This is a genomic window from Microbacterium sp. CCH5-D1 (assembly GCF_001557335.1).
Taxonomy (GTDB): domain Bacteria; phylum Actinomycetota; class Actinomycetes; order Actinomycetales; family Microbacteriaceae; genus Microbacterium; species Microbacterium oxydans.
In genome coordinates this window covers 1-26,799 of the sequence record NZ_LSJW01000185.1, presented here as the reverse complement: position 1 = coordinate 26,799, position 26,799 = coordinate 1, and the positions used below count along the sequence as shown (strand labels likewise).

Annotated in this window: 26 protein-coding genes; 15 read left to right on the top strand and 11 right to left on the bottom strand. The window is 69.2% G+C overall.

The window, feature by feature from the left end; genetic code table 11:
• Positions 1-210 precede the first annotated feature (210 nt).
• Positions 211-843, top strand: coding sequence for a GntR family transcriptional regulator (locus tag AX744_RS11185; RefSeq protein WP_061016905.1), 633 nt, complete (start codon positions 211-213; stop codon positions 841-843).
• Between the two features lie 4 nt (positions 844-847).
• Here AX744_RS11185 and AX744_RS11180 read toward each other — a convergent pair whose 3' ends face one another.
• From AX744_RS11180 to AX744_RS11160, 5 genes are all read right to left on the bottom strand, one after another.
• Positions 848-1,855 carry an alpha/beta hydrolase gene (locus AX744_RS11180; protein ID WP_061016903.1) on the bottom strand — a complete coding sequence of 336 codons (1,008 nt, stop codon included), beginning with the start codon at positions 1,853-1,855 and terminating at the stop codon, positions 848-850.
• 71 nt (positions 1,856-1,926) lie between these two features.
• The gene (locus tag AX744_RS11175; protein WP_061016900.1) at positions 1,927-3,300 is read right to left on the bottom strand and encodes an FAD-dependent oxidoreductase; all 1,374 of its coding nucleotides are present in this window, start codon (positions 3,298-3,300) and stop codon (positions 1,927-1,929) included.
• Between the two features lie 61 nt (positions 3,301-3,361).
• Positions 3,362-4,423, bottom strand: coding sequence for a polyprenyl synthetase family protein (locus tag AX744_RS11170; RefSeq protein ID WP_061016898.1), 1,062 nt, complete (start codon positions 4,421-4,423; stop codon positions 3,362-3,364).
• Between the two features lie 46 nt (positions 4,424-4,469).
• Positions 4,470-5,189, bottom strand: a complete 720-nt coding sequence (locus tag AX744_RS11165) for a class I SAM-dependent methyltransferase (RefSeq protein ID WP_058632562.1) — start codon at positions 5,187-5,189, stop codon at positions 4,470-4,472.
• Positions 5,186-5,749 (bottom strand): DUF402 domain-containing protein, encoded by a 564-nt coding sequence (locus AX744_RS11160; RefSeq protein WP_058632561.1) that lies wholly within the window; start codon positions 5,747-5,749, stop codon positions 5,186-5,188. The genes AX744_RS11165 and AX744_RS11160 overlap by 4 nt, the downstream gene beginning before the upstream one ends.
• Positions 5,750-5,805: 56 nt before the next feature.
• On the opposite strand from AX744_RS11160, the gene AX744_RS11155 reads away from it, so the two are divergent.
• The gene (locus AX744_RS11155; protein WP_061016897.1) at positions 5,806-7,074 is read left to right on the top strand and encodes an isochorismate synthase; all 1,269 of its coding nucleotides are present in this window, start codon (positions 5,806-5,808) and stop codon (positions 7,072-7,074) included.
• Between the two features lie 13 nt (positions 7,075-7,087).
• On the opposite strand, the gene AX744_RS11150 is transcribed toward AX744_RS11155, so the two are convergent.
• Genes AX744_RS11150 through AX744_RS11140 form a run of 3 tightly spaced genes read right to left on the bottom strand, consistent with a single transcriptional unit; the run spans position 7,088 to position 9,961 of the window.
• A complete protein-coding gene (locus AX744_RS11150) occupies positions 7,088-7,930 on the bottom strand; it encodes a polyphosphate kinase 2 family protein (protein ID WP_061016896.1) in 843 nt (280 codons plus the stop codon).
• 16 nt (positions 7,931-7,946) lie between these two features.
• The gene (gene menD / locus AX744_RS11145) at positions 7,947-9,596 is read right to left on the bottom strand and encodes a 2-succinyl-5-enolpyruvyl-6-hydroxy-3-cyclohexene-1-carboxylic-acid synthase (protein WP_061016911.1); all 1,650 of its coding nucleotides are present in this window, start codon (positions 9,594-9,596) and stop codon (positions 7,947-7,949) included.
• Positions 9,597-9,610: 14 nt separating this feature from the next.
• The gene (locus AX744_RS11140) at positions 9,611-9,961 is read right to left on the bottom strand and encodes a PLD nuclease N-terminal domain-containing protein (protein WP_046747792.1); all 351 of its coding nucleotides are present in this window, start codon (positions 9,959-9,961) and stop codon (positions 9,611-9,613) included.
• A gap of 75 nt (positions 9,962-10,036) precedes the next feature.
• On the opposite strand from AX744_RS11140, the gene AX744_RS11135 reads away from it, so the two are divergent.
• The 5 genes from AX744_RS11135 (at position 10,037) to AX744_RS11115 (ending at position 15,076) form a co-directional block, all read left to right on the top strand.
• Positions 10,037-10,465, top strand: a complete 429-nt coding sequence (locus AX744_RS11135; protein ID WP_061016895.1) for a hypothetical protein — start codon at positions 10,037-10,039, stop codon at positions 10,463-10,465.
• Between the two features lie 70 nt (positions 10,466-10,535).
• Positions 10,536-11,189: a DsbA family protein gene (locus AX744_RS11130; RefSeq protein WP_046747790.1), complete on the top strand. Its 654-nt coding sequence runs from the start codon at positions 10,536-10,538 to the stop codon at positions 11,187-11,189.
• An 89-nt stretch (positions 11,190-11,278) separates the two neighbouring features.
• Positions 11,279-12,091, top strand: coding sequence for a tyrosine-protein phosphatase (locus tag AX744_RS11125; RefSeq protein ID WP_058632556.1), 813 nt, complete (start codon positions 11,279-11,281; stop codon positions 12,089-12,091).
• Between the two features lie 45 nt (positions 12,092-12,136).
• Entirely contained in the window at positions 12,137-14,212 is a 2,076-nt protein-coding gene (locus tag AX744_RS11120; protein WP_061016893.1) for a bifunctional lysylphosphatidylglycerol flippase/synthetase MprF, read from the top strand.
• 30 nt (positions 14,213-14,242) lie between these two features.
• Complete coding sequence (locus tag AX744_RS11115; protein ID WP_061016891.1) at positions 14,243-15,076, top strand: nucleotidyltransferase domain-containing protein; 834 nt, start codon at positions 14,243-14,245, stop codon at positions 15,074-15,076.
• 3 nt (positions 15,077-15,079) lie between these two features.
• Here the strand turns inward: AX744_RS11115 and tet(42) are convergent, their stop codons facing one another.
• Positions 15,080-16,366 carry a tetracycline efflux MFS transporter Tet(42) gene (gene tet(42), locus AX744_RS11110; protein WP_231728792.1) on the bottom strand — a complete coding sequence of 429 codons (1,287 nt, stop codon included), beginning with the start codon at positions 16,364-16,366 and terminating at the stop codon, positions 15,080-15,082.
• A 71-nt stretch (positions 16,367-16,437) separates the two neighbouring features.
• On the opposite strand from tet(42), the gene AX744_RS11105 reads away from it, so the two are divergent.
• Positions 16,438-17,052: a TetR/AcrR family transcriptional regulator gene (locus AX744_RS11105; protein ID WP_046747787.1), complete on the top strand. Its 615-nt coding sequence runs from the start codon at positions 16,438-16,440 to the stop codon at positions 17,050-17,052.
• 7 nt (positions 17,053-17,059) lie between these two features.
• Here the strand turns inward: AX744_RS11105 and AX744_RS11100 are convergent, their stop codons facing one another.
• Both AX744_RS11100 and arfB read right to left on the bottom strand, forming a co-directional pair.
• A complete protein-coding gene (locus AX744_RS11100; protein ID WP_157543587.1) occupies positions 17,060-17,638 on the bottom strand; it encodes a hypothetical protein in 579 nt (192 codons plus the stop codon).
• 70 nt (positions 17,639-17,708) lie between these two features.
• On the bottom strand, positions 17,709-18,149 hold the full coding sequence (gene arfB / locus AX744_RS11095; RefSeq protein WP_061016887.1) for an alternative ribosome rescue aminoacyl-tRNA hydrolase ArfB: 441 nt from the start codon (positions 18,147-18,149) through the stop codon (positions 17,709-17,711).
• A gap of 128 nt (positions 18,150-18,277) precedes the next feature.
• Between arfB and AX744_RS11090 the strand changes: the two genes are divergently transcribed.
• The 7 genes from AX744_RS11090 to AX744_RS11060 form a co-directional block, all read left to right on the top strand.
• The gene (locus AX744_RS11090; protein ID WP_046747783.1) at positions 18,278-19,120 is read left to right on the top strand and encodes a helix-turn-helix transcriptional regulator; all 843 of its coding nucleotides are present in this window, start codon (positions 18,278-18,280) and stop codon (positions 19,118-19,120) included.
• A 186-nt stretch (positions 19,121-19,306) separates the two neighbouring features.
• Positions 19,307-20,371, top strand: a complete 1,065-nt coding sequence (locus AX744_RS11085) for an ABC transporter substrate-binding protein (protein ID WP_061016886.1) — start codon at positions 19,307-19,309, stop codon at positions 20,369-20,371.
• Positions 20,372-20,379: 8 nt separating this feature from the next.
• A complete protein-coding gene (locus AX744_RS11080; RefSeq protein WP_231728791.1) occupies positions 20,380-21,453 on the top strand; it encodes a FecCD family ABC transporter permease in 1,074 nt (357 codons plus the stop codon).
• Positions 21,450-22,553: a FecCD family ABC transporter permease gene (locus AX744_RS11075; protein ID WP_156172630.1), complete on the top strand. Its 1,104-nt coding sequence runs from the start codon at positions 21,450-21,452 to the stop codon at positions 22,551-22,553. Before AX744_RS11080 ends, AX744_RS11075 begins: the two co-directional genes overlap by 4 nt.
• Positions 22,554-22,564: 11 nt before the next feature.
• Positions 22,565-23,353: an ABC transporter ATP-binding protein gene (locus tag AX744_RS11070; RefSeq protein WP_061016883.1), complete on the top strand. Its 789-nt coding sequence runs from the start codon at positions 22,565-22,567 to the stop codon at positions 23,351-23,353.
• The gene (locus AX744_RS11065) at positions 23,350-25,011 is read left to right on the top strand and encodes an ABC transporter transmembrane domain-containing protein (protein WP_061016881.1); all 1,662 of its coding nucleotides are present in this window, start codon (positions 23,350-23,352) and stop codon (positions 25,009-25,011) included. The genes AX744_RS11070 and AX744_RS11065 overlap by 4 nt, the downstream gene beginning before the upstream one ends.
• The coding region (locus tag AX744_RS11060; RefSeq protein ID WP_061016879.1) for an ABC transporter ATP-binding protein at positions 25,004-26,799 on the top strand (1,796 nt) is incomplete at its 3' end. The genes AX744_RS11065 and AX744_RS11060, both read left to right, overlap by 8 nt.

Below are 26,799 nucleotides of genomic sequence, written 5' to 3'. Positions count from 1 at the left end.
CCGGCGGATGCTGAGCATCCGCCGGCCACGGAAACCGCGAGCGGGCGACCACACGTAAGAAGAGCCCACCGGGGCCCGCGCTGCGCGCCCCCACGCGGACCGCGGACTCCGGTGGGGGATATTGGCATCCGAAGCGACTTCATGATGTAGTTGCCCTCCCGGGCGAATCATGGGGCGCTCGGGATCAGAAGGGCAACTGGGGGCGGATCCATGGGGAGTACCGGATCGACGAACATCGGCGAGAGCAAGCAGCTCCTGGCCGAAGAAGTCTTCCACCACATCGGCGGACAGATCATCGACGGCACGTTGGCCGCGGGTGAGCGCATCCGTGACGTCGACGTGGCGGAGGAGCTGCACGTGTCACGGACACCGGTGCGGGAGGCGCTCCAGCGACTGGAACGCCTCGGGATGGTGACGATGTATCCGAGCCGGTACACGGAGGTGACGGCGGTGACCCCGGAGACCGTGGCGCAGTCGCTCGAGTTCGCCGGCTACCAGGCGGGCATCGCCGCGAGACTGGCCGTACCGAGGATCACGATGGCCCAGCGCGAGCACGTCGTCGCCCTGGTCGAGGGCTTGCATGCATCACTCGAGGACGGCAGCGAGACGTCGAACGCGCGCTGGGCGGTGTTCTCCTACCTCGGCGATCACAGCGGCAACTCGCAGCATCGCACGCTGATCGACGACGCGAGCATGGTGCTGTTCCGCAACCTCCGCGATTGGGTGGTGCCGCCGTCGGATCGCGCACGCATGGGTCAGGTGTACTCCGACTTCGGCGATGCCGTTCGAAGTGCGGACGGCGACACCGCAGAGCGCCTCGTCCGGGCGATGTACTACCTGTGAGAGCTCACTGCACCGCTCGCCATGCGGTGACCCACCGGTCCAGCCGCCGGTAGGCGTCTTCCCGTGCCTCGTGCCGGGAGAGGAACACGTCGTGCAGGGCACCGTCGATGCGCTCCACGGTGACGCTGGGTCCGAGACGGAGTGCCGCACGGGCGATGTCGTCGACGACCAGCACGGAATCGGCTGAGGTGAGGTCCTCCGACCATCGCGTCGGGGGCACGAATCTCGCGGAGAGCAGCACGCACACCGGCGCCGTGATGGACAGGCCCGATGCCACGGCCTTGTGCCCCGACAGGATGGCGTGCAGCCACCCCGCGTACACGGCCATGGTCTGCGCCGGGCGCCAGACCGGGTTCACCTCCATCGGGTCGTCAGGGTCGGCCACCTCCTGCTGTGCTCGCGTGTAGAAGCCGAGGTCGACCTGCGGTGCCACCTCCATCGGACGGATCCTCGCCTGCAGTTCGACCATCGGGGCGATCGCCGCTCTCGCCGGGGCGAACTGGAACTCCAGCCAGGGACTGTTGAGGATCACCGCGTCGGCCGCTCCCGGATGCCGAGACGCCCACAGGCTCAGTGTCAGACCGCCGGTGGAGTGTCCGAGCAGGATCAGGCGCCGGTCGGATTCGACGCCTCCTTCCCCACGCCCCATGGCGTCCAGTGCCGCAGCGATGTCCTCGTCGTAGATCGCGAGATCGGCGATGTATCCCGGCGTCTGCCCGTCGCGGAGGCTGCGGCCGTACTTGCGCAGATCGAGCGCGAAGAAACGGGCGCCCCGCGTGGTCCAGAAGCGGGCGAGACGCTTCTGGAAGAAGTAGTCGGACCAGCCGTGCACGTACAGCACATCGACTCCGTCGAGGAGCGGACGGTGTCCGCGCACCCTTTCCCAGAGGCCCGGCTCTGTCGGCAGCGCGCGCACCAGCGTGGCCACGACCGGACCCTGATCGTCGACACCGAGGTCGAGAGTGCGCTGCTGGAACTCGTCACCGAGCACATCGGGAATCCAGTCGGCCATGCATTCCTCCCCCGTTCACGCCAGGCTAGCGGAGCGTGCCGAAGGGACGGGGAGGCCAGACCGAGGCGGCGTTACTCGCCGCGGGAGACGCGGACCATCTCGTCGCGCGGGACCACCTTGACGCGGGCCCGCTCCTCAGGCGCGCCGAGAGCGATCTCGTGCTCGTCGAGGCGGTGCCATCCGTCCAGGTCGGTCCAGCGCACACCGCGCTCCTGCAGGAGCGCGACGATGGCCTCCTCGGAGGGGTCCTCCGGGTGCCACCAGGAGCCCTGGTCATTGATGATGTGGCGCACGGTCTCCATCGCATCGGACTTGGTGTGCCCGATCAGACCCACCGGCCCGCGCTTGATCCACCCCGTGGCGTAGATGCCGGGGACGCGCTCGTTCGAGTCCTTCGCGAGCACCTGGCCCTCACGGTTGGGGATCACGCCGTGCTTCTTGTCGAACGGGACGCCGGGAAGGGGCGAGCCGAAGTAGCCGATGGCGCGGTACAGGGCCTGCAAGGGCACCTCGCGCAGCTCACCGGTGCCGATCGCCCCGCCCTGGCCGTCGGGCTGGGTGCGCTCGTAGACGAGCGCCGCGACGCGACCGTTCTCGTCCTTGCGGACCTCGACCGGCTTCGCCCAGAAGTGCAGGTGCAGGCGTCGCGAGGCCGTGCCGCCGGCGTTGTTCACCGAATCGCGCTTGCGCCACGACTGCAGGATGCGGTCGATGACCATGACCTGCTTGTTGCTGGCGACGGCATCCTTCGCCGCATCGTCGTAGTCGAAGTCCTCGTCGTAGACGACCATGTCGACGTCCCGCAGTTCGCCGAGCTCGCGCAGCTCGAGCGGCGTGAACTTCACCTGCGCCGGCCCACGACGGCCGAACACGTGCACGTCGGTGATCTCGCTGGCCTTGAGGCCCTCGTAGACGTTCGACGGCACCTCGGTGACCAGCAGATCCTCCGCGTGCTTGGCCAGCATGCGTGCGACATCGAGCGCCACGTTGCCGTTGCCCAGCACACCGACGGATGCCGCATCCAGCGGCCACTCGCGCGGAACGTCAGGGTGTCCGTCGAACCAGCTGACGTAGTCGGCCGCTCCGTAGGAGGCGACAGCGTCGATGCCGGGGATGTCCAGAGACGTGTCGCGGATGGCACCCGTGGCGAAGATCACCGCGTTGTAATGCTTCTTGAGGTCTTCGAGGGTGATGTCCTCGCCGAAGCGCACGTTGCCGAACAGGCGGATGTCACCGCGGTCGAGAACGTCGCGCAGGGCCGTGATGATCCCCTTGATGCGAGGGTGGTCGGGGGCCACACCGTAGCGCACCAGACCGTAGGGCGCGGGAAGCTGCTCGAACAGATCGATCGAGACGTCGAACTTGCGCTCCGCCTTCAGCAGGATGTCCGCGGCGTAGATGCCGGCGGGGCCTGCACCGACGATGGCCAGTCTGAGCTTGGTCATGGGAGGTCCTTTCGTATGCCGTCGCAACAGGCGCGCGACCCGACGGGCCGCCCGCGCGGATTCAGCTGGAGCGTTCGGCGAGGGTCTCTGCGAAGCGGGTCAGTGCCTCGCGCACGGTCCCCCGCGGCAGGCGCGTGAGGGCATCGATCGCATCCTGTGTCCAGGCGTGCGCGAGCTCGAGGGTCTTCTGCGTGACCGCGTGATCGCGCAGCTCATCCAGCGGGCCGTCGAGGATCGCGGAGTCCGCGCCGTCGGCGATCAGGGCCACACCGTCGTCGATGCGCGCCGCGAGATCGACCGCACCCGCGTCGTCCTCCGCTTTCAACAGGAGGTAGGGCATGGTCGGAACGCCGGCGCGCAGGTCGGTGCCCGGCACCTTGCCGGTCTCCTCGGGCTTCGCCGAGAGGTCGATCACATCGTCGAGCAGCTGGAAAGCCACGCCGATCTTCTCGCCGTACACGCGCAGCGGCTCCTCGTACTCCGACGGAGCGTTCGAGAAGATCACACCGCCCTGCGTGGCCGCGGCGATCAGCGAACCCGTCTTGTCGGCGAGCACCTGGATGTAGAACTCGATCGGGTCGTCGCCCTCCTGCGGGCCCAGGGTCTCGTGCATCTGACCGAGGACGAGCCGCTCGAAGGTGTCGGCCTGAAGACGGATCGCGCGCTCACCGAGTCGGGACATCAACTGGCTGGCACGGGAGAACAGGATGTCGCCCGTGAGGATCGCGATGTTGTTGCCCCACACGGCGTGGGCAGCCGGTACCCCGCGACGGCGATCGGCTCCGTCCATCACATCGTCGTGATAGAGCGATCCGAGATGCGTGATCTCGAGCGCCTTCGCGACGTCGATGACCTGGGTGGTGTTGCCGTCGCCGAGCTGGGCGGCGAGGAGGGTGAGCACGGGGCGGATGCGCTTGCCACCTGCCTCGTACAGATAGCGACTCGCGGCATCGGCCAGAGGGTCGGCGACACGGACGTCGTCGGCCAGACCGGTCTCGACGAGTTCCAGCCCGTCCTCGATGGCGCGGGCGACGCGGCGGGCAGCGGGGCCGATGAAGACGCGATCGCTGAAGCCGAGACGGCTCGCCAGTCGCGAACCCGGGGCGATGGGGCTCGAAGTCACGTTCTCAGCCTACCTTCGTCCGATGTCACGGTTTCGCCCGGACGGTTCACTCCGGCTTGCGCGCTCTGTGCAGGGCCACGATGCCGAACGAGAGATTGCGGTACGCGACCTCGCTCCAGCCCGCCTCACGGATCCACGCGGAGAGCCGCTTCTGATCGGGCCACTCCCTGATCGACTCGTTCAGATAGTCGTAGGCATCGCCGTTGGTGCCGGCCACGCGGGCGACACGGGGCAGCACCTGCGCGTTGTAGAACCTGTATGCGCTGCGGAAGAGCTTCCCCGGCGGCGTCGAGAACTCGTTGATCACGAGCCGGCCCCCGGGCTTCGTGACCCGATACAGCTCGCGAAGCGCCTTCTTCGGATCGTTCACGTTGCGCAGCGCGTAAGACATGGTGACCGCGTCGAACGAGGCGTCGGGGAACGGCAGATCGGTGGCATCGGCCTGCACGAACGACAGGTTGCGCATCGCGCCGTGCCGCCGCTCCCCCTCGGCGAGCATCCCCGGGGAGAAGTCGGCTGCGACCACCTCGGCGCCGCTGCGCGCGAGGGAGGCCGACGACGACGCCGTTCCGGCACCGAGGTCGAGGATGCGCTCACCCGGCTTCGGAGCCACGGCTCGCGTGGTGGCTGCCCGCCAGAGCACGTCGTTGCCGAACGTCATGGCGGTGTTCGTGCGGTCGTAGCCCGCGGCGACCTGGTCGAACATGCCGCTGACGCGGGCGGGGTCCTTGCCGAGATCGGCGCGGTTCTTCTCGTTCGAGGTCACGAGTCCAGTCTAGGCGGGAGGCCCAGCGCTTCGAGGCGGTCGAGCCAGGGGTCGACGGTGGCGTCGTCGAACGGGGCGACCTGCGCACGCACCCGCGTCTCGAGGTCGAGGGCCAGGGATTCGAGATGGGCCATGACGTCCGCGGGATACCCGTAGCGCACACTGTGCTCGGCCCACTCGTCGCGGTCGTCGACCCAGGTGCCGCGCTCGCCCGCGACCCGCACCACGTCGAGGTCCATGTCGATCCCGGTCACGAGGAGCGGATCGTCGGACCAGTGGATGTCCCACCCCAGGTCGATGTAGATGCGCATGCCCCTGCGGTGACGGCGGTTGACGGTCACGGCATGGTCGCCGTCGGCCGGAACCAGGGTGACGTTCGGACCCCCGGCGTGGAACTCCGCGCCCGGTCGCACGCTGTGCCACCCCACGGGCTGTCCGAGCCAATCGCCCCACCGGTCGGCACCGAGATACACGCACTCGTGCCGCCAGTGCGGCGAGCCGTCCCACTTGCGCCACTGGAAGACCATCTCGGTGCCGGGTGCGGGGCGTGCATCGCTCATCCGCTCACCCTACGGCCACGCGGATCCCTGTCGTCTGAGCGGCATAGGCTGGATGCGTGCATACCCCCCACCTGGTCGTGGAGACCCGAGAGATCGACCCGGTCGAAGACCTCCTGGCGTACGCCGACCCCGCCCGTCCTCTGGCCTGGTTGCGGCGCGGAGACGGGATCGTCGCCGTCGGCCAGACCCTCAGCGAGATCCGGCCTCCCGCACATGCGGAAGCGTCACGCGTCACGTCGCTCGCGAGCGCCTGGCGGGACATGGCCGCGCATGCCGAGGTGTCCGACCCGATGGAGCTTCCCGGCACCGGGCTCGTCGCCTTCGGAACCATCGCATTCGATGAGGATTCGACAGCCGACAGCGTGCTGGTGATCCCGACGCAGGTGATCGGACGACACGGCGACCGCTTCTGGCGCACCACGATCCGCTTCGCCGGCGCCGCGCAGGCAGGTGCGCCGGAGCATCAGGTCGACCTGGTCACGCAGCCCTATGGACCGCACTGGGCCGGCACGGTGGGTCCGGGGGCCCAGACGCCTCAGGGCTACCAGGACTCGGTGCGCCGCGCCCTCACCCGCATCGCCGACGGCGAGGTGAGCAAGGTCGTGCTCGCACGCGACCTCACCGGCAGCATCCCCGCCGGATCGGACCTGCGGCGTCTGGTGCGCGCCCTGTCGACCGGCTACCCCGACACCTGGGCCTTCGCCGTCGACGGCTTGATCGGCGCGAGCCCGGAGACGCTCGTGACCGTGCACGGGGGCACGGTGACCGCGCGGGTGCTGGCGGGCACGATCGGCCGCGGAGCCGATGCGGATGCCGATACCGCCGCGTCCGCTCATCTCGCGTCGAGCGTGAAGGATCTCGACGAGCACCAGTACGCCGTGCAGAGCGTGCTCGCCTCGCTGCGCGCCCACACCAGGGCTCTGGCGGCGAGCGAGCAGCCCTTCCTGCTGAAGCTCCCCAACCTGTTCCATCTGGCCACCGATGTCGAAGGCGAGCTCGCGTCCGGCGAGACGGCACTCGACCTCGTCCGCGCGCTGCACCCGACTGCGGCTGTGGCCGGCACCCCGACACCCGCGGCGATCGCGGCGATCCGCGAGCTCGAGCCCTTCGATCGCGGGCGCTACGCGGGCCCCGTCGGCTGGGTGGACGCCGCAGGCAACGGCGAGTGGGCGATCGCGCTCCGCTGCGCCCAGTTCACCGAACGGGCGGGAGAGATCGGCGTGACCGCATACGCGGGCGCCGGTATCGTCGCCGGCTCCGATCCCGAGAGCGAACTGCTCGAGACGCGCGTGAAGTTCCGTCCGCTGGTCGACGCGCTGGCCTGACCGCGGCGCACGCTCAACTGGCGGCGAGGCGCTTCTTCTCGGCCTCGACGTCGAAGTCGGCACTCGGCCACTGCGGATCGATGTCCTCCAGTGCCGCGAGCAGCAGCTCCTGCACCGCGAGTCGCGCGTACCATTTCGCATTCGCCGGGATCACGAACCACGGGGCCGCGTCGGTCGACGTGCGCTCGAAGACGGTCTGATACGCGTCCATGTACTGCGGCCAGAGCATCCGCTCGTCCACATCACCCGGGTTGTACTTCCAGTACTTGTCCGGACGTTCGAGGCGCTCCATCAGCCGCGCCTTCTGCTCTTCGGGCGAGATGTGCAGCATGACCTTCACGATCCGGGTGCCCGATGCCGCGACGCGCGCCTCGAACTCGTTGATGGCGTCGTAGCGGCGCTCGATCTCCGCGGGCGGGGCGAGTTCGCGCACGCGCCCGATCAGCACATCCTCGTAGTGCGAGCGATCGAACACCCCGATGAACCCCGGCTCCGGCAGACGCTTCTCGACACGCCAGAGGAAGTCGTGCGCGCGCTCCTCGGCCGTCGGCGCCTTGAATGCGGCGAGCGCGACGCCCTGCGGATCGACACCGCCGACAACGTGCCGCACGATGCCGCCCTTGCCCGCGGAGTCCATCGCCTGCAGCACCAGGAGAACGGCGTCCTTCGCCACGCCGACGCGGCTCTCGGCGAACAGCCGTTCCTGCAGCACGTTGAGGTCCGCCAGGCCTGCCGCGAGGTCGGAGACCCCGTGCGACCTGCCGTGGTCGTAGCCGGGCTTGGCATCGGGGTCGACATCGGCGAGACGGAATCCCTCGCCGACTCGCAGCTTCTGCGTCCAGGTGTGCGCGTTCATACGCACATCCTGCCAGTCAACGCGCCAGCGGCACCTCGATGATCTGACGGCCGCCGCGCGGCGAGGTCAGCGCCTGATCGAGTGCCGTGCGGGTGGTGACGCGCTGGTACTCCCAGCCGTAGGCGAGGGCGAGGTGTTCGAGGCGGACGGTGTGCGGCGTGTAGAAGGCCCGGTCGAGGTCGCCCGGCCGCGCGGAGGATGCGACCTCGAGGGCATCGAAGATCGTGCCGCCGCCGTCGTTCCCGACGATGACCTGCAGCCGAGGCTCCGTCTCGTCCGGCGGCAGCAGCAGAGCGCCGACATCGTGCAGGAAGGCCAGATCGCCCAGCAGCACACGGGTGATCCCTGGTGCTCCGGCCGCCTGACTGGAGATCGCGACACCTGTCGCGGTGGCTATCGTGCCGTCGATGCCGGCGAGACCGCGGTTGGCGTGGACGGGGACCTTCTTGCCGCCGAGCACCTGATCGGCGACGCGCACCAGGCGCGAGGATCCGAACACCAGGCGATCGTGCGGCCAGGTGGCGCGCCACACGGCATCGACGAGGAGCTCGCGATCGAGCGGGCGGCGGACCGCGTCGAGCTCGGCTTTCACCGCTTCTCTGCGCGCAGCGAAGTCGGCGGATGCCAGCGCCTCCGGGTCGGGGGCGTGCTCGCTCAGGTCCACGACCTCAGCGGCGGACGCGCGCATCCACTCGCCGAGCCAGTCGCGATCGGCGGCCCCCGGGGTGACCGCGACCGCGTCGACTCCGCGCGTGCGATGGTTGAGGTTCAACTCCTCGCCGCCGTGGCGCACGGCGACGATCTCGACGTCCTGTCGCGCGAGCAGCGCGGCGACCTCGCGGCTGAGAGTGGGATGGCCCAGCACCACGACCCGCTCGATGCGTCCGCCGAGGTCTTCGCGAGCCAGCAGGCGACGGTAGCCGTGCACGACCTGACGTCCGAACCGCGCACCGCTCACGATCTCGGCGATCAGCGGCCACCCACCGGCATGCGCGATCTCTTCGGCATCGGGGCCGGCATCGGCCCCGGCGATCACGACGGTGCGCCGGCTGCGGTCGAGCTCGAACGGCTCCTCCTTCAGCCCCGAGGGAACTTCGCCCCGGACGGGTTCGATGGAGGGAAGGTCCCCCGAGAGGGGCTCTCTCGTGGGAAGGTTCAGGTGCACGGGCCCGGCGACGCCACGGAGGCCGCTCTCGACCTCGCGTGCACCCATCGACGCGGCGACCGCCCGTTCGGCGAGTCCGGCCCAGTCGCCCTCGCCCGGCACCGGAGCATCGAGCGCGTCACGCACCCACGGACGGAAGAGGCCTTCCTGGAGCGTCGCCTGGTTGGCGCCGACGCCGCGCAGCTCCGGGGGGCGGTCGGCGGTGAGCAGGAGCATCGGGACCCCGGAGTGGAACGCCTCCATGACCGCGGGAAGCAGGTTGCCGACGGCCGTCCCCGAGGTGCACACCACCGCTGCGGGCATGCGTGTCTCCCTGGCGATGCCGAGGGCGGTGAACCCCGCGACCCGCTCGTCGATGCGGACGTGCACGCGGAGGTGTCCGTCATCGGCGGCACGCACAGCGGCGAGCGCGAGTGCCTGCGACCGCGAGCCCGGCGACACCACGATGTCGCGCACACCGTGGCCGACGAGCTCGGCGATCAGGGTCGCCGCGGCGTCCATCGCCGGCGACGAGGTCACGGGCGCTGGTCCGTGGCAGGAGGCTCGTCGGTCTCGTCGTCGAGGCGTGCCAGCTCTTCCTCGAGGCGGCGGATACGCGCATCCTGCTCGGACTTGCTGATGCTGCGGAGGAAGGCGGGGTCATCATCCGGTGCGACGACAGGACGGACACCGGGATCGTTGGCCCGACGGCGGCCGATCACGAACCAGAGGATGCCGCCGATCACGGGAAGGAGCACGACGATCGCGATCCAGAGCGGTTTGGACACACCCCGGTGCCGCGTCGCCGGCTGCACTGCACAGTCGACGATGCTGAACACCCAGAACACGGCGGCGAGGAAGCCGCCGACGATCAGTAGTCTCGCCACCCCTCCAGTCTAGGCGTGTCGCGACCGCTCCGGCCCCGGGGAGGACAGAGGCGGCGTTGTTAGACTGCGCGGGAAATGCTGCCCCCATCGCCTGATCCGTCGCCGCGAGCGGGGGCCGAACGGCTGCTGATCGCCCGTGTGATCATCGCCGTCGGCCTCGCGCTCCTGCTCGTCGTCGGCGCCTGGTCGACGTCTCGGGGTTCCGCCGGCGTGCACGCGACACTGTGTCTCGCCTCCGGTGTCTCGGAGTCGGCCGCGGCTGCCCCGACCTCAGCCGATGTCGAGAGCGCAGCGACGGTCGATGTGCTGTCCTCCGGCGTGGGCATCTGCCTGCTCGCGGTGCTGGGGTCCGTCGCCTTGATCCTGCTGTTCCGCCGGCTCACGGGCCATTCGACACGGACGCTCGACGTCCACTCTCCGCACGCGGCGACTCCGAGCCGGGCGGGCTCCGGCATCCTCGTCTCCGCCCTCACCCTCACGCAGCTCTCCATCTCCCGCACCTGATCCACGACGAGCGTCCGCGCCGCCCGCCGGCGGCACCTTCCCTCGTCGTACCCGTGTGTCTGGAGACCCCATGAAGAACTCTGTCAAAGCGACCCTGGTCGCCATCGCCGTCGCCATCGTCCTGCTGATCGCCGGGATCGTGTTCGCGATCAGCCAGCAGCAACCCGCCGCACCCTCGGCAGAAGGAGAACCGCAGCAGACCGTCCGCACCGACTCGCATGTGCTCGACGACGGGGGCGACGGCGCCGTGACCGTCGTCGAGTTCCTCGACTTCGAATGCGAGGCGTGCGGTGCGTTCTACCCCGTGGTGGAAGATCTCCGCGAGAAGTACGACGGAGAGATCACCTACGTCGTGCGCTACTTCCCGCTTCCCGGTCACATCAACTCCACGCAGGCCGCGTTGGCCGCCGAGGCGGCCGCTCGTCAGGACCGCTTCGAGGACATGTACCACCGCCTGTTCGAGACCCAGGCGCAGTGGGGCGAGCAGCCAGAGGAGACCCCTGAGGTGTTCCGAGGCTTCGCCGAGGAGCTCGGCCTCGACATGGCCGCCTACGACGCCGCGATCGCCGATCCGGCCACCGCGGAGCGGGTGCAGTCCGACAAGACGGACGGTGAGAAGCTCGGGGTCAACAGCACGCCGACCTTTTTCGTCGCCGGGGAGAAAGTCGTGCTGCAGGAGTGGGACGACCTCGAGCAGGCCATCGAGAAGGCCGTGAACGGCTGAGACGACGGGCGGGAACGCGCGGTTTCCGTGTCGAAGCCGCGCGTTCCCGCCACACCGATATTCTGGCCGCACACCCAGGAGAGGCCAGAATGACCATCGACATCTCAACCGCTTTGCAGACGACCCACAACGCCCGCGAACTCACGGGACTCCCGACCTCCGACGGCGGGACGCTCGCCTCCGGCCTCCTCTTCCGGTCGGACGCGCTGGCTGCATTGACGGATGAGGGGATGCAGGCCCTGACCGATCTGCGTATCGGCACGGTCATCGACCTGCGCACGGACGGCGAGCGCTCCCGTGCCGCCGACCGACTGCCCGACGACGGCAGCGTGACACTGATCGAACTTCCCATGCAGGGCGGGGCGATGGACGAGATGGTCAAGAAGTTCCTCCCCGCGGCCGGGAGCGCTGGTCTCTCCGTGACCCAGGTCACCGAGGTGCTGAAGCAGGTGCCGACGCTGGAGGAGCTCTACACCTCGATCCTGGAGTCCAGTGCCCCGCAGTTCGCCACCATCGCCAGGACGGTGCTCGCCGCCGCGCGCACCGAGCGGCCGGGAGTGCTGTTCCACTGCACTGCGGGTAAGGACCGCACCGGCCTCGCTGCCGCGATCCTGCTGCTCGTCGCGGAGGTTCCCCGTGAGGAGATCGTCGCCGACTACACCCTCACAGAGAAGAACCTCGCGCGCGGATTCGCCGAGGCCCTCACCGCGCTGATCACCTCTCTCGGAGTCCCCCTCACCCCGGCGCTGAAGACCCTCGCCACCGAATCGCCGGCGTCGGCGATCGAGGCGGCGATGGAGTGGATCACCGCGAATCACGGAGACGTATCGGGCTACCTGCGCAGCGGTGGGATGACGGCCGAGGAGATCGCCGACCTCCGACGGGTTCTCCGCGGCGAGTAGGAGCGGCCTCCGCGGCGGAGCCACCTCCCTCGCTACGCTGAGCGCATGACCGAGGAGCACTCCCCCTCTCCGCATCCCGTGATCGCCGTCGTCCGGCGCATCCCCGCGACGCTGACGATGGTGCTGCTGATCCTCGTCGTCGGGGTGGTCTCGCGCGGACTCTGGACACCGTTCGAGGACACCGCACTCTTCCAGAGCGTCGCCTACGGTCTTCCCAACCTGGCCGACGGCAAGTGGTGGACTCCCCTCACCGGCACGTTCTTCGTCAACGAGCCGTGGGTGTATCTGTTCACCATCGCGGGCTTCTGGGGCATGGCCTACCTGGAGTTCCGTCGCGGGTCGCGCATCGCGCTCGCCTACTACTGGATCGGGCAGCTGTTCGCGATCTTCGCCACCGCGCTGCTGCTGTTCCTGCTGTCGCAGTTCCCCTGGGCCTGGGCGACGGAGCAGGCCCAGGCACTCGACGTGGGGGCATCCGGCGGCACCATGGCCTGCATCGCCGCCGCGGTCGGGCTGTTCCGTCCGCCGTGGCGAGTGCGCGGCTGGCTCATCCTGCTCGGCTTCGTCTTCATCGCGATGCTGTTCTGGGGCAAGGTCGCCGACCTCGAACACCTCCTCGCGGTGCTGCTGATCCTCGTGGTCGACCGGTCGCTGCGGGTGCGGCACACCACGGTCCGCGAGCAGCGGCTGATCGCCGTGGTCGCGATGCTCGTCCTCGGCGCCGTGGAGATCATCACGACGTTCGTGGCGACCGACGGCCCCTTCGGCCAGACCGATCCCGCGTCCGGCGGTTTCATCGACCTGGCGATCGACCTCGTCGTGATCCTCGTGTTGGTGAACGGCCTCCGGCGCGGGCGCCGCTGGACCTGGGTGCTCGCGCTGTTGCTGGGGATCTTCAACGTCCTCACTGCCACTCTCGTGCTGATCCTGATCACGGTGTACAGCCAGGCTCAGGTCGATTTCCGTTGGGATGGAGACACCGAGCTCGCTCTGGCGAACGGGTTCCTCTGGCTGATCATGCTCGTGTACCTGATCTGGGTACGCCGCGCTTTCCGCGCCAAGCGGCGAGCCAAGCTCGGCATGCAACCCGCCCCCACCGTCGAGGACATGAAGCAGCAGCTGCGCACGCACGGAGGCGGCACGCTGTCGTGGATGACGACGTGGGAGGGCAACAGCTACGCCAGGGTCATCGGCGGCATCGTGGCCTACCAGCGGCGCAACGGCGTCGCCCTCGCCCTCGCCGACCCGATCGGACCGGCACAGACGCGCGCCGAGGCCGTGACCGACTTCATCCACGCCGCCGAGCTGGCCGGTCTCGTGCCGTGCTTCTTCAGCGCCGACGAAGCCACGCGCGCCGCCGTGCCCTCGACGTGGCGGAGCATCGTGGTGGCGGACGACACGATCGTCGACCTCCCCGGCCTGGAGTTCACCGGCAAGCGCTGGAACTCCGTCCGCACCTCGCTCAACAAGGCGGGCCGCGAGGAGATGACGTTCCGGATGACGCACCTGAAGGCCGAACCGTGGGGTGTGCAGCAGCAGCTGCGCGCGATCTCGGAGGCCTGGGTGGGAGACAAGGATCTGCCGGAGATGCGTTTCACGCTCGGCACGCTCGACGAGGCGGAAGACCCGGAGGTGCGACTCGCGCTGGCCCTCGCTCCGAACGGCGACGTCGACGGGTTCCTGTCGTGGCTGCCGGTCTACGGCGAAGGCGGCGTCGTGCGCGGCTGGACCCTCGACCTCATGCGGCGTCGCGAGGGCGGCTTCGGGCCGGTGATGGAGTACCTCATCGGATCCTCCGCCCGCCAGTTCGCCGACGAGGGCGCACAGATCATGTCGCTCTCAGGGGCACCGCTCGCCCACGACTATCCACCGGACGCCGGGATGATCGCAGCGCTCAGCGACCGGCTCGCCGAGGCCCTGGAACCGGTGTACGGCTTCGGGTCGCTGCACCGTTTCAAGCAGAAGTTCCACCCGCGGTACGAGACCATGTACCTGCTGTTCCGTGACGAGAGCGACCTCACCCGCATCGGCGGAGCGCTCACCCGGGCCTTCCTCCCGGACGCGACCCTGCGGCAGTTCGCCGGCGCAGGGCTCGAGCTCGTGCGCGGCGGCAAGGACTGACGCCGGCGGGATCCGCACCGGGGAATCCGCATGAGTACGATCGGTGTCGTGCTCGATGAAGACCGCCTCCGCTCCATGGCCGACGACCTGGGAAAGGTGCCAGGGGTGCGAGCCGTCGCGTTGGGCGGCAGCCGCGCGCGAGGGACGCACCGCCCCGACTCCGACATCGATCTGGGGCTGTATGTGGAGGCGGACGTCGACCTGACCGCCCTCGCGGAGGCAGCGAGCGGATGGACCGGCGAAGACGTCGAGATCGCCGGCCGCGGCGGATGGGGACCCTGGGTCGACAGCGGGGCCTGGCTGATCGTCGACGGCGCACCGGTCGACCTCATCCTTCGCGACGTGACCCGCGTCGAGGACCAGTGCGCCCGCGCCGCCCGTGGCGAGTTCGCCTTCCACTCCCAGCCGGGACATCCGCTCGGCTTCCTCGACGTCGCCTATGCGGGTGAGGTGGCGACCGGCGTGCCGCTCTGCGACCCGGACGGGATCCTCGTCGCGCTGGCTCAAAGCATGACTCCGTACCCCGACGCCCTCCGCGCGGCGTTCATCGAGAATCTCTGGCAGGTCGACTTCCTGCTGAACGCAGCCACGAAGGGCGCGAAGACGGGCGATGCCGCCTACGTGGCGCTGTGCGGAACCACAGCGGCCATGCTGATCGCCCATGCCTGGCACGCGGCCGCCGGCCAGTGGGTGACGAACGAGAAGGGACTGGTGCCGAACGTGGCACGGCTCCCGATCGACACGGCGGGGTTCAGCGCGGCAGCCGCCGCGGTGCTCGGAAGCATCGGAACCGCGCCGGAAGAGTTGCTGGCGTCGATCGCACAGCTGAGGGGGCTGCCGCGCCCGGCAACCCCCTCGGACTGAACCTCAGCCGGCCGTCTCCACGAGTGCCGCGGGAGCGTCGCCCGTCGTCTCGCCGGCCGGGCGCTTCGCGGTGTTCGCGATGTGCGCGCGGCTGACGACGATCACCGCCACGATCATGAGCGCGACCCCGAGCCAGTACGGGGCCGCGTGGCTGACCAGTGCGTAGAGCGCACCGGCGATGAGCGGGGCTGCCGTGCCCATCGCCGCATTCAACGACTGGGTGGCTCCGCCGAGCCAGCCCTGCTCGTCGTCGCCGACGGCGTTGGACATCGCCCCGTCCATCGCGGCCTGGGACGCCCCCTGGCCGGCGGCCAGCATCAGGGCGCCGACGATGAACACCCACGGCTGCGCGAAGACGGAAGCCACGACGGCGAGGGCCGCGAGACCGATCATCTGCGCGACGATGCCGCTCACGATCACTCCGCGCTCGCCGATGCGCGGAAGCAGGATGCCCAGCAGCACGCCCTGGATGAGGATGTCGATGATGCCGACGGCCGCGGTCAGGAGTCCGATCTGGGTCGGTCCCCACTGGATGGAGTCCAGGGCGAGCACGCTGAAGTTGTTCACGAAGAAGCCGAACGGCAGCGCGAGCAGGCCGAAGCCGATCATCAGCCCGCGCAGCTCCTTGCGTCCGAAGGCCTCCTTGAAGACGGCGAAGGGCTGCACGTCGCGCAGCTTGATTGCGGCGATCCTGTTGCCCGGCTTCAGGCTCTCCGGGAGGAGGAAGATGCTGAGGATCGCGATCGTGAGGGCGACGGCGGCGGTGAGGAACACCGGGAGCTGGATGCTGATCGCGGCGAGCAGTCCTCCGATGGCCGGACCGATCATGGTGCCGATCCCCGAGAGCGCACCGAGGAGGCCGAAGCGCTTGGCGCGCTGCTCCGGCGGGGTGATGTCGGCCAGGTAGGCGAAGAGGGCGGGTAGATCGCCCGCGGTGAGGCCCTGGATGACGCGAGCGAGCACGAGCACCCAGAGGGCGCCGCCGAATCCGAACAGCGCCATCGAGAAGGCCGCACCGAATGCCGCGACGATGATCACGGGTCGACGTCCGAAGCGGTCTGAGAGACGTCCGAGGAAGGGCGCGACCAGGAAGGCGCAGAGGCCGTTGATCGCTTCGAGCACGCCGACCCAGATGGCCAGGTCGCTCTCGTGCGAGACGTACTGGAGCACGACGAAGGGCAGGACCGGGAGGACGACCGTCATTCCGATGACGGTGAGCATCGTGAGCACGATGAGCATGATCCACGCGCGGTTCTGGTCCCGTCGCGTGAGAGAGGTGGGTGAAGTCATACCGAAAGTGTAGTCGTACCAGTTTTGGTGTCAAGCCAGTTTTATAGTGGGTTCACGATAGACTCTCGAACATGACCAATCCCGCACCTCTCGGTCGCCGCGAACGGAAAAAGGCCGCGACCCGCAAGGCGATCTCCGACGTCGCGACGGCCATGTTCCTGGAACGCGGCTTCGACGAGGTGAGCATCCGCGAGGTCGCCGATGCCGCAGATGTCTCCCCCACGACCGTGTTCGCGCACTTCCCTCAGAAGGAGGCGCTGGTGTTCGACGAAGACGACGAGCAGCGCGACCGCCTGGTGGCCGCCGTCCGCGAGCGCCCGTCGGGGAGCACCATCAACCGCGCGATCCACGACTTCTATGCCTCAGAGCTCCGCGCGAACGTCGACGAGCACGGAGACGAGATCACTCGCACCTTCATGCGCTTCCTGAACGAGACACCGGCGCTGCGCGACTACGCGGCGAAGATGTGGCTCCGACACGAAGACGCCCTCTCCGACGCGATCGCCGACGAACTGGGTCTCGACACCCCCACCCCGGAGATCCGGGTCTACTCGCGGTTCATCCTGCAGATGCAGCTGCTCGTCAACGAGAACGACGACCCCTTCGGGACGCTCGAAGCGGGGTTCGTGATCCTCGAGAACGGCTGGGCGCCGGTCGAAGCCGGCCTCAGCGGATCCGCCAGCTAGAGAGCCCTCATCGAACGGTCGTCACCGTGCAACCGGAGGGCGTGAACTCGATTCCCAGAGGCACATCCTGCTGGTGGACGGGCTCCCCCAACACCCACTCGGTGCGGAGTCCGGCGAGGCTCCCGCTGCTCTCACCCTCGGTGTCGAGCACCACGAGCAGAACGCCGGTGGGCCTCTTCGCGCTGAGCATCGAGGAATCCGCCGCCGCCCGCTCGATGATGCGCGTCAACGCCGCGTCATCCAGGGCAGCGAACTCGGGCATCGACGCGGCGACCCCTGCGGCCTCGACAGTCCATCCCGAAGGGCCCAACGATGATGCGTCCACGAGCGCCCCGTCAACTATCCTCTGCACGTCGACCGCCACGTACAACCTGGGGTCCTGCGGATCGCCGCCAAGATGACACGCCGCCGGCGACGACACGACCACGGGGAAGGGCGAGACCTGGAACACCCAGCGGAACATCAACGCACCGAGGATCAGCACCCCGACGACGCCCAGGATCGCCAGCCCCGTCACCCAGCCACGGAGGAGACCCACGGCGCGACGGTACTGGGACTCCGGAACCCACCCGACCTGGTCGACCATGGCGTCGAGCATAGGGACTTCAGGTGCGCCCGAGGATCACGATCGGGCATCGCCCTCGTTCACTGTCGGTTCAGTCCTCGTGGGGGCGCCGGCGCAGGCTCTTGACATCCGTGCGCCGCTGCTTCGCCTTCAGCCGGCGCTCCTTCGATCCCCGACTCGGCTTCGTCGCTCGACGCGGCGGAGCGGGCGGACGCAGCGCCTCCTCCACGAGAGCGACGAGTCGATCGCGCGCCGCATCCCGGTTCCGCAGCTGTGCGCGGTGTTCTGAGGCGGCGATCGTCAGCACGCCGTCGACCAGACGACCGCTCAACCGGTCGAGCAGTCGCTCGCGTTGATGCGGTGAGAGCACCGGCGAACGCGCCGCATCCCACACCAGCTCCACACGGGAATCGGCCGTGTTCACGCCCTGACCGCCCGGACCGGACGACCGCGAGAAGCGCCACGACAGCTCGGCCTCGGGGATCGTGAGACCCGACGAGACCCGCAGACCGGGGCGATGAGCGGAGGGCATACCTCCATCATCGGGCCTCGCGTCGCACTCGCACCGCACCGCACCGCACCGCACCGCACCCCGTTAGCATGGCGAGGACGGCAGGCCGGATTTCGAGCCCGCGGCGCAGCCCGTCACGCGGAGCACGAATGAACTCATACCGGCAGGACGACTGGGCGGCGAGCCCCTCGTATCCGTCGACCGTGAACGAGCCGTACCTGATGGGCACTGGTGTGGTCACCGCCGAAGACACGGGAACCCGTCCGCTCTCTCCCCCGCACAGCCACGCCGACCCGATGCTGGCCTGGTGCTATCGCGGCACGGTGTGGGTGCACCTGCAGGATGCGCGGTGGCGACTCGCTCCCGGTCAGGGCGTATGGATCCCGGCCCACACCCCACACACCGCTCATCACGAGGCGGACTCGACGGGCTGCTACACCTACATCCCCGACTCCGCGCTGATCACCCCGATCGACGGCATCACCCGGGTGCTCGTGCCGCGCGCCGTGCAGGAGATGCTGCTGCACCTCGGCATCAACGACATGCCCACCGACCTGCGCGTGCGCATCCAGTCCGTCCTGATCGAGATGCTCCAACAGCCGCTTCCGGAGGCCGCGAGCGAGTGGGGCGAGGTGCCGATGCCCGCCGACGAACGCGTGGCAGCTCTCGTGCAGACCGTGCTCGCCGACCCCGGCGACCCCCGCAGTGCGATCGAGCTGTTCCTCGCCCACGGCCTCCACGAGCGCACGGTGCTGCGCATCTTCCAGAACGACGTCGGCATGAGCTTCGGGCGCTGGCGCACCGGAGTGCGGATGACTCTCGGAGCCCGACTGGTCGTGGACGGCACCCCCATCGGCGCCGCCGCGCACCGCTGCGGCTACGCCACGACGAGCGCCTTCTCCGCCGCATTCAAGGACCGCTTCGGCCTGACCCCGCGACAGCACGTGGCGCGGGTGCATTCCGACGCCGCCCACCAGCTGTACTGGCGCTGACAGCACGGCATTCCCGGTCGCCCGACGGTCGATCCGACCGGCGTTTGTCGGTTCCGCGATACAAGTCGTCGCTCCCGCGACACTGAGCGCGCCATCCGCGTTCTAGCATCGTTCTGTTAGGGCATGCTTACCTAACTTCTCGCCGCGTCGATGCGGCAACACCCTCCCCCTTCCCGAAGGAGAACCATGTCGCACGCTTCTGCGCGCCCGAAGATCCGCCGAGGCTCCGCCCTCGTCGCCGCGGCCGTCGCCGCCGCCCTCACGCTGGCCGGGTGCTCGACCGCGCCCGGTGAAGCTGCCGATTCGGCGCCCACCGCAACCGACGGCGTGGTGATCGAGCACGGCCACGGGAAGACCGTGATCCCCGAGAAGCCGCAGCGCATCGTCACCCTCGGCTGGATGACGGCCGACATCGTCGCCGCCCTCGGCACCAACCCCGTGGGCATGGAAGAGGTGTGGGGCGCGGGCGAGAGCGGCTACCAGCCCTGGTTCGAGGACTACGTCACCGAAGAGTACGGCGAGACGCCCGAGATCATCCCCTTCCTCGAAGACGGCCCCAACTACGAGGCCATCAAGGAGCTCAAGCCCGACCTGATCCTGAGCCTGTACTCGGGCATCTCCGACATCGAGTACGAGCGCCTGACCGAGATCGCCCCGACCGTCCCCTACATCGAAGGTCCGTGGAACCCCGGCACGTGGGAGGACATGACGCGCACGGTCGGCAAGGCCCTGTCGGAGGAGAAGAAGGCCGACGAGCTGATCGCCGAGACCGAGGAGCAGATCACCACCCTCGCCGGCGAGCACCCCGAGTTCCAGGACAAGACCTTCGTCTGGGGCCTGACACTGAACGAGGGCGGCACCGACCTCGGCGTCTACCTCGAGTACGACCCCCGCGTGCGCATCACCGAGGCCCTCGGATTCACGTCCACCTCGGCGATGGACAGCTTCCTCAAGACCGCCGAGGGCGACAACTGGTACACCGGCGTCAGCCTCGAGAAGCTCTACGACGTCCAGGCCGACCTGTTCGCCGCGTGGGGCGGCAGCGCCGACGAGGGGAAGTACACCGTCGAGAACAAGGTCGTCTCCCGCTGGAACCCGATCGCGAACGGTTCGTACGTGATCTACGCCGACGACGCCGAGGCCTCCGCCATCAGCGCACCCACCGTGCTCTCGCTGAAGTACATCCTGCCGAAGTACGTCGACGACCTCGCGGGCGCACTGCAGGGCGAGCCGACCATCACCGGCAAGTGACGCACGGGATGTCCCTGACGACAGACGACGTCACGGACGTCTCGAACACGGGTGCGGGGAGTCGCGAAGGCGGCTCCCCGCACCGCAACGGGACGCTCGTTCTGGGACTCGTCATCGCCGCGGGTGTGCTGGTGATCGCCGCCATCGCCTCGCTCGCCGTCGGCGCCCGCGCGATCGACCCCGTCACCGTCCTGCAGTCGCTCTTCACCTACGACGACGAGAACCCGCTGCACCTGATGGTCATGGAGCTGCGCGTGCCCCGCACCCTGCTCGGCATCGTCGTGGGCGCGGCTCTCGCCGTGTGCGGCGGACTGATCCAGGCCTTCACCCGCAACCCGCTCGCCGACCCCGGCATCCTCGGGGTCAACGCCGGTGCGTCGTTCGCCGTCACGTTCGCCGTCGGCGTGCTCGGGTTCACCACCCCCGGCGCCTACGTGCCCTTCGCCCTCGGCGGCGCCTTCGTGCTCACCATGCTCGTGTACATCCTCGGTTCCTTCGGCGCCTCGGGTGCGACCCCGATGAAGCTCACCCTCGCCGGGGTGGCCCTGGGCGCCGCCTTCACCGGGTTCACCACCGCCATCGTGCTGCGCGACACCAGCACGCTTCAGGTCATGCGGTTCTGGGGCGTCGGCTCTATCGGCGGACGCACGATCGACCAGCTCACCTGGGCCGTGCCGCTGATCGTCGCCGGGCTGCTGATCGGTCTGTTGTGCGCGCGTTCCCTGAACGCCCTGGCTCTCGGGGACGACCTGGCGCAGGCCCTCGGCGCTCGCGTGCGGGTGACCCGCATCCTCGTCATCATCGCCGTGACCCTGCTGGCGGGAACCAGCGTCGCCGCCGCCGGACCCATCGCTTTCGTCGGACTCATGATCCCCCACATCGTGCGCTGGTTCACCGGACCCGATCAACGCTGGGTACTCGCGTACTCGATGATCATCGGCCCCGCCTTCCTGCTCCTCGCCGATGTCCTGGGCCGCATCGTGCTCCCGAACGGGGAGATGCGCGTCGGGATCGTCACCGCCCTCCTCGGAGCCCCGATCCTGATCGTGCTCGTGCGCCGCAAGCGGGTGAGCGGGCTGTGAGCATCGATCAGAAGCCGGTCACCGCGTCGGGCACGCCAGCGCGGCCGACCGACGTCGCGCCCGTCGACCACGGTCGGCGCCTGTTCCGGATCGAGACCGCGCGCGTCGCGACCCTCATCCCGGTGCGCTCCGTGGTCGTGTGCCTCATCCTCCTCGTCGTGATCGTCGGAGCCGGCCTCTTCTCCATGACGCTCGGCGCCTACGAGGTCGACTTCGCGGCCGTCATCCGGGCGATCTTCGATCCCTCCTCCGACCCCGACATCCGCCAGGTGGTCGTCGAATGGCGCCTGCCCCGGGTGCTGTTCGCCGTGCTGTGCGGCGCTGCCCTGGCCCTCGCCGGTGGCATCTTCCAGTCCCTCACGCGCAACCCGCTCGGCTCCCCGGACATCATCGGCTTCGGCATCGGGGCCCAGTTCGGTGTGACGCTCGTGATGGTCGTGCTCGAACTGAACACCTACATGTTCAAGGCGGCCGGCGCACTCGTCGGCGGCCTGTTGACTGCACTTCTCGTCTACGTGCTGGCGAACAAGAACACGATGTCGTCGTTCCGGCTCATCATCGTCGGCATCGGCGTCTCGGCAGGACTCGGCTCCCTCACCTCGTGGATCCTGATCTCGGTCAGTGTCGAGAAGGCGATGATGGCGGCGACCTGGGGGGCAGGTTCGATCGCCTCGCTCGGGTTCGACCAGCTGATCCCGGCGACTCTCGTGTTCGCGATCGTCATGCTCCTGTCCCTCCCGCTCGCCCGCACGCTCCCGGTGCTCGAGATGGGCGACGACGCAGCGACCGCCCTCGGCATCAGTCCCGGACGCACCCGCCTCGCGGCGATGGTGTTCGGCGTTGCCCTGGTCGCGCTCGTCACCGCCGCCGCCGGACCCATATCGTTCATCGCTCTCGCCGCCCCGCAGATCTCGCAGCGCCTCACCCGCTCGAACACCCCGATGGGCACCGTGCCCGTGATGCTGACCGGGGCCGCGCTCGTCGTCGTGTCGGACGCCGTCGCCCAGCTCGTCGCCGTGCCCGTCGGCGTCGTGACGGTCTCGGTCGGCGGCATCTACCTCGCCTGGCTGCTGGCCGCCCAGTACGCGCGCCGCACCTGAAAGGAACACCCATGACCGCTTCGCTGCTGGCTCGCGACATCACGCTGGGCTACGGAGACACCCCCATCATCTCCGAGCTGACCCTCGAGGTACCGGACGACTCGTTCACGATCATCATCGGACCGAACGCGTGCGGCAAGTCCACCCTGCTGCGCGGATTCGCCCGGCTGCTGCGCCCGAGCACCGGGGCCGTCCTGCTCGACGGCGACGAGCTGCGCTCGCTCAAGCCGAAGGAAGCCGCTCGCAAGCTGGGCCTTCTCCCCCAGTCGTCCATCGCGCCAGACGGCATCACGGTCGCCGATCTCGTCGGTCGCGGACGCTTCCCGCATCAGAGCGCCATGCGCACGTGGAGCAGCGCCGACGAGCGTGCGGTGTCCGAGGCCATGGCCGCCACCGGGGTCACCGATCTCTCACGGCGCCTGGTGGAAGAGCTCTCCGGCGGGCAGCGACAGCGCGTCTGGGTGGCGATGGCCCTCGCCCAGCAGACCAAGCACCTGCTGCTCGACGAGCCGACGACCTTCCTCGACATCGCGCACCAGATCGACCTGATGGAGCTGTTCGCCGACCTGCACCGCGAGGGCACGACGCTCGTCGCCGTGCTGCACGACCTCAACCACGCCGCTCGCTACGCCACGCACCTCGTGGCGATGCGCGACGGGGCCATCGTGGCGCAGGGAGACCCGCGCGAGATCATCACCGCCGAGCTCGTGCACGCCGTGTACGACCTGCCCTGCAAGGTGATCACCGACCCCGTCTCAGGCACCCCGCTCGTGCTGCCGCTCGGACGGCGGACACCGTGACGTCCCCCAAGACATCCCCCACGACGTCCACTCCGCGGAAGCTGTTCGGGATCGCGCTGAGATCGGGGGGTCGCGGGATCGCCCTCACCGGAGCGACGGCGCTGCTCATCGTGCACGCGCTCGCCGAGGCGACGATCCCCGTCATCATCGGAGCGACGATAGACCGCGCCGTACTTCCCGCAGACCCCGCCGCGCTCGCCCTCTGGCTCGGCGTGCTCGTCGGAACGTTCCTCGTGCTGACCGTGAGCTATCAGTCGGCCTCCCGGCTCATGGTCTCGGTCTACGGGTACGGCGAGCAGGCGCTCCGTCACCTCGCGCTGTCGCGGATGCTGCGACCCCGGCTCTCCCGTCGCACGGTGACCCCCGGCGAGGCGCTCACCTTCGTCACATCCGACACCTATCGCGTCGCCGGCGTCGCCTGGTCAGTGGCGCAGCAATGCTCCACGATCGCCGCGATCATCGGAGCCGGACTCGCGATGCTGGTGATCTCGCCCGTCGCGACACTCGTCGTGTTCGGCTCGACCATCGCGATGATGTTCGTGATGCAGGTCGTCTCCCGTCCGCTCGAGCGTCGCGGGTTCGCTGAGCAGCACGCGGCGACCGAGGCCGGCGCCGTGGCCGCCGACTTCATGAGCGGATTCCGCGTGCTCGTGGGTATCGGTGCCCGGGATGAGGCCGTGCGGCGTTACGTCGCCGCGAGCGACACCTCCCGACGCGCGGCGACGGCAGCCGGCCGATCCCTCGCCTCCTACGAAGCGGTGAGCGGCACATTGGCCGCGATCGCGACGACCGCATTGGCGGGCATGTCGGCATGGTTCGCCGCCGAGGGTCGCATCAGCATCGGTGAACTGGTGACCGTGCTCGGCCTCGCCCAGTTCATCAGCGGCTACCTCGCGTATGCGGGGTCGTTCCCCTCGAACTGGATCCACAAACTCGCCTCCGCCAAGCGCCTCGCCGAGATGATCGACGCCGAGGATCTGCTGGATCCGCCGCCCGCATCGCCCGCATCGGCAGGTCCGGCGGGACAGGTGGTGCTGGCTTTCCACACGGACTCGGGTTCGCCGCGCGTCGAGGTGCGCGAGCGGGAGCTCCTCGGTGTCCGCCCTGCCGACAGCGACACGGCCAGGGCCCTCTCCCGGATGCTCGGCCTGCGGACCCGTGTCGACCGAGGCCGTGTCCACCTCGCGGTCGACGGAGAACTCCGAGACCTGGCCGACCTCGACCCGGTGGAATACCGGCATCGGGTCGTCGCCCCTCCGCATGGGCAGACGATCGTGAGCGGCTCTCTCCGCGAGGCCGTGCGCGGGCACGGGCGGGACGAGCCCACGCACCCGCCCTTCATCGAGATGGCAGCCCTCCACGACACGGTGGTGCAGGTCGGCGGCTGGGAAGCGCAGGTCGGGGAAGCCGGGAGACGTCTCTCGGGCGGACAACGGCAGCGCATCGGCATCGCCCGCGCCCTGCACGCACAGGCCGACGTGCTCGTGCTCGACGAACCGACCTCCGCCGTCGACGCCCTCACCGAGGCGCACATCGCCCGCGCCCTGGCAGAACACACCGGGACCGTGATCGTGATCACCACTTCGCCGATTCTGCTCGGCGCCTGCGACCGAGTCGTCGACGTTCCCTCCGGCGGATCGGAGGTGCAGCATGGGTGACCCGGTCTCGACCTCCCCTCTGCTGCCGATCGCCTCCAGCGCTCGGGTACGGGCCGTCATCGGTGCGCTTCTGCGCCGGCATCCCGGCCGCACGGCAGCCGTCGCCGCGCTCTTCCTCGCGGCCTCCGCCCTCGGAATCGTGATGCCCGCCTGCCTGGGCCGCATCGTCGATGCCGTCTCGTCAGACGCAGGCTTCGCGAGCATCGCCGGCTGGGTCGTCGGAGCGGGACTGGGCGCCATCGGTGCGGCCGTGGTGATGCTGTGGGCCGTGCGGGTGCTCACCGGTCTGGTGCAGGACATGCTCGCGGCACTGCGCGAGGACGTGTTCGCCTCGGCGATGAGTCTTCCGGTGAGCACGGTCGACGACGGCGAGAGCGCCGACCTGCTCTCCCGCGTGACCGGCGATGTCGATGCGGTGGCCGAGGCCGGAGGGAACGTGGCCCCGACCCTGCTGTCCGCCGCATTCGCGATCGCCGTGTCGGTGGTCGCACTGACCGCGCTCGATCCCCGGCTCGCCCTCGCCGGACTCGCCTCCGCACCGTTCTACGTGCTCGGCACCCGGGCGTTCCTCCGCAGGTCGCGCGTCGTGTTCCGCGAAGTGCGGGTGCGCGAAGCCGCGCGCAGTCAGGCCGTACTCGATGCGGTCGAAGGTATCGAGACGCTCACCGCGTTCAACGAGCAGGAGCCGGCGCTGGAGCGGGTGCGAGAGCGCGCAGAGGCCTCGATCCGGAAGCAGATCGAGGGCGTGCGAGTGACCAACCGGCTGTTCCGCTGGATCAACGGTGGCGAGCTCGTCGGCCTCGCCGCGATCCTCGGCACCGGGTTCCTGCTGCAGTCGGCCGGCGCGGTCACGGTGGGCGCCGTCACCACCGCAGCGCTGCTTTTCCACCGTCTGTTCGGTCCCGTGGGGCAGTTGATCTTCGGACTCGACGACATCCAACGCGCGACCATCGGCCTGGCGCGACTCGTCGGCGTGATCGACCTCGCGCCGTCGACTATCGCCTCGGATCGGCGAGCGGACGCGGAAGCACGGGCATCGGAGGAATCAGCGTCATCAGCGGGGATCGAGGTGCGCGACGTGACGTTCCGCTATCCGACCACCGGCCGGGGGATCCACGACGTGAACCTGCGGGTCGAGCCGGGCACCACGGCGGCGCTGGTGGGCACTTCGGGGTCGGGCAAGAGCACACTCGCGCGCGTGGTCGCCGGCCACCACCCACCGACCTCTGGCAGCGTGCACCTCGCCTCCCGCACGTCGGCCCCGTACTACCTGTCGCAGGAGCTGCATCACTTCCGGGGCACGATCGCCGACAATCTGAGGCTCATCGCTCCGGAGGCGAGCGACGACGAGATGATCGCGGCGCTGCAGGCTGTCGGAGCGCAGTGGGCCGTCGATGCCATGGTCCGCGAGAACGTGGAGCCTTCCGAGGAGGCTGTCGTGCCCTTGGACGAGGGACGCATCCAGCAGCTCGCCGTCGCACGGGCCTTCCTCGCCGACCCGGACATCGTGATCCTCGACGAGGCCACCGCCGACGTCGGGCTCCACCATCGAGAAGCCGTGGAAGAGGCGATCGCCGTGCTGCGCGAAGGACGCACCGCTCTGCTCATCGCGCACCGGCTGCAGCAGGCCGTCACCGCCGAGCAGATCGTCGTGTTCGCCGATGGCAGGGCTACGCAGCGCGGCACGCATGAGGAGCTCCTCGCCACCGACGGGCTCTATCGCGACTCCTGGCTGGCGCAGACTCGCGCCTCAGTCGCGACACCGAACCCGACCGATCCCTCCCCCAC

Coding starts and splice junctions, on each gene's coding strand:
- AX744_RS11185 (WP_061016905.1), top strand. CDS start 211: ATGGGGAGTACCGGATCGACGAACATCGGCGAGAGCAAGCAGCTCCTG.
- AX744_RS11180 (WP_061016903.1), bottom strand. CDS start 1,855: ATGGCCGACTGGATTCCCGATGTGCTCGGTGACGAGTTCCAGCAGCGC.
- AX744_RS11175 (WP_061016900.1), bottom strand. CDS start 3,300: ATGACCAAGCTCAGACTGGCCATCGTCGGTGCAGGCCCCGCCGGCATC.
- AX744_RS11160 (WP_058632561.1), bottom strand. CDS start 5,749: ATGAGCGATGCACGCCCCGCACCCGGCACCGAGATGGTCTTCCAGTGG.
- AX744_RS11150 (WP_061016896.1), bottom strand. CDS start 7,930: ATGAACGCGCACACCTGGACGCAGAAGCTGCGAGTCGGCGAGGGATTC.
- menD (WP_061016911.1), bottom strand. CDS start 9,596: ATGGACGCCGCGGCGACCCTGATCGCCGAGCTCGTCGGCCACGGTGTG.
- AX744_RS11135 (WP_061016895.1), top strand. CDS start 10,037: ATGCTGCCCCCATCGCCTGATCCGTCGCCGCGAGCGGGGGCCGAACGG.
- AX744_RS11130 (WP_046747790.1), top strand. CDS start 10,536: ATGAAGAACTCTGTCAAAGCGACCCTGGTCGCCATCGCCGTCGCCATC.
- AX744_RS11125 (WP_058632556.1), top strand. CDS start 11,279: ATGACCATCGACATCTCAACCGCTTTGCAGACGACCCACAACGCCCGC.
- AX744_RS11120 (WP_061016893.1), top strand. CDS start 12,137: ATGACCGAGGAGCACTCCCCCTCTCCGCATCCCGTGATCGCCGTCGTC.
- AX744_RS11115 (WP_061016891.1), top strand. CDS start 14,243: ATGAGTACGATCGGTGTCGTGCTCGATGAAGACCGCCTCCGCTCCATG.
- AX744_RS11105 (WP_046747787.1), top strand. CDS start 16,438: ATGACCAATCCCGCACCTCTCGGTCGCCGCGAACGGAAAAAGGCCGCG.
- AX744_RS11100 (WP_157543587.1), bottom strand. CDS start 17,638: ATGGTCGACCAGGTCGGGTGGGTTCCGGAGTCCCAGTACCGTCGCGCC.
- arfB (WP_061016887.1), bottom strand. CDS start 18,149: ATGCCCTCCGCTCATCGCCCCGGTCTGCGGGTCTCGTCGGGTCTCACG.
- AX744_RS11090 (WP_046747783.1), top strand. CDS start 18,278: ATGAACTCATACCGGCAGGACGACTGGGCGGCGAGCCCCTCGTATCCG.
- AX744_RS11085 (WP_061016886.1), top strand. CDS start 19,307: ATGTCGCACGCTTCTGCGCGCCCGAAGATCCGCCGAGGCTCCGCCCTC.
- AX744_RS11080 (WP_231728791.1), top strand. CDS start 20,380: ATGTCCCTGACGACAGACGACGTCACGGACGTCTCGAACACGGGTGCG.
- AX744_RS11070 (WP_061016883.1), top strand. CDS start 22,565: ATGACCGCTTCGCTGCTGGCTCGCGACATCACGCTGGGCTACGGAGAC.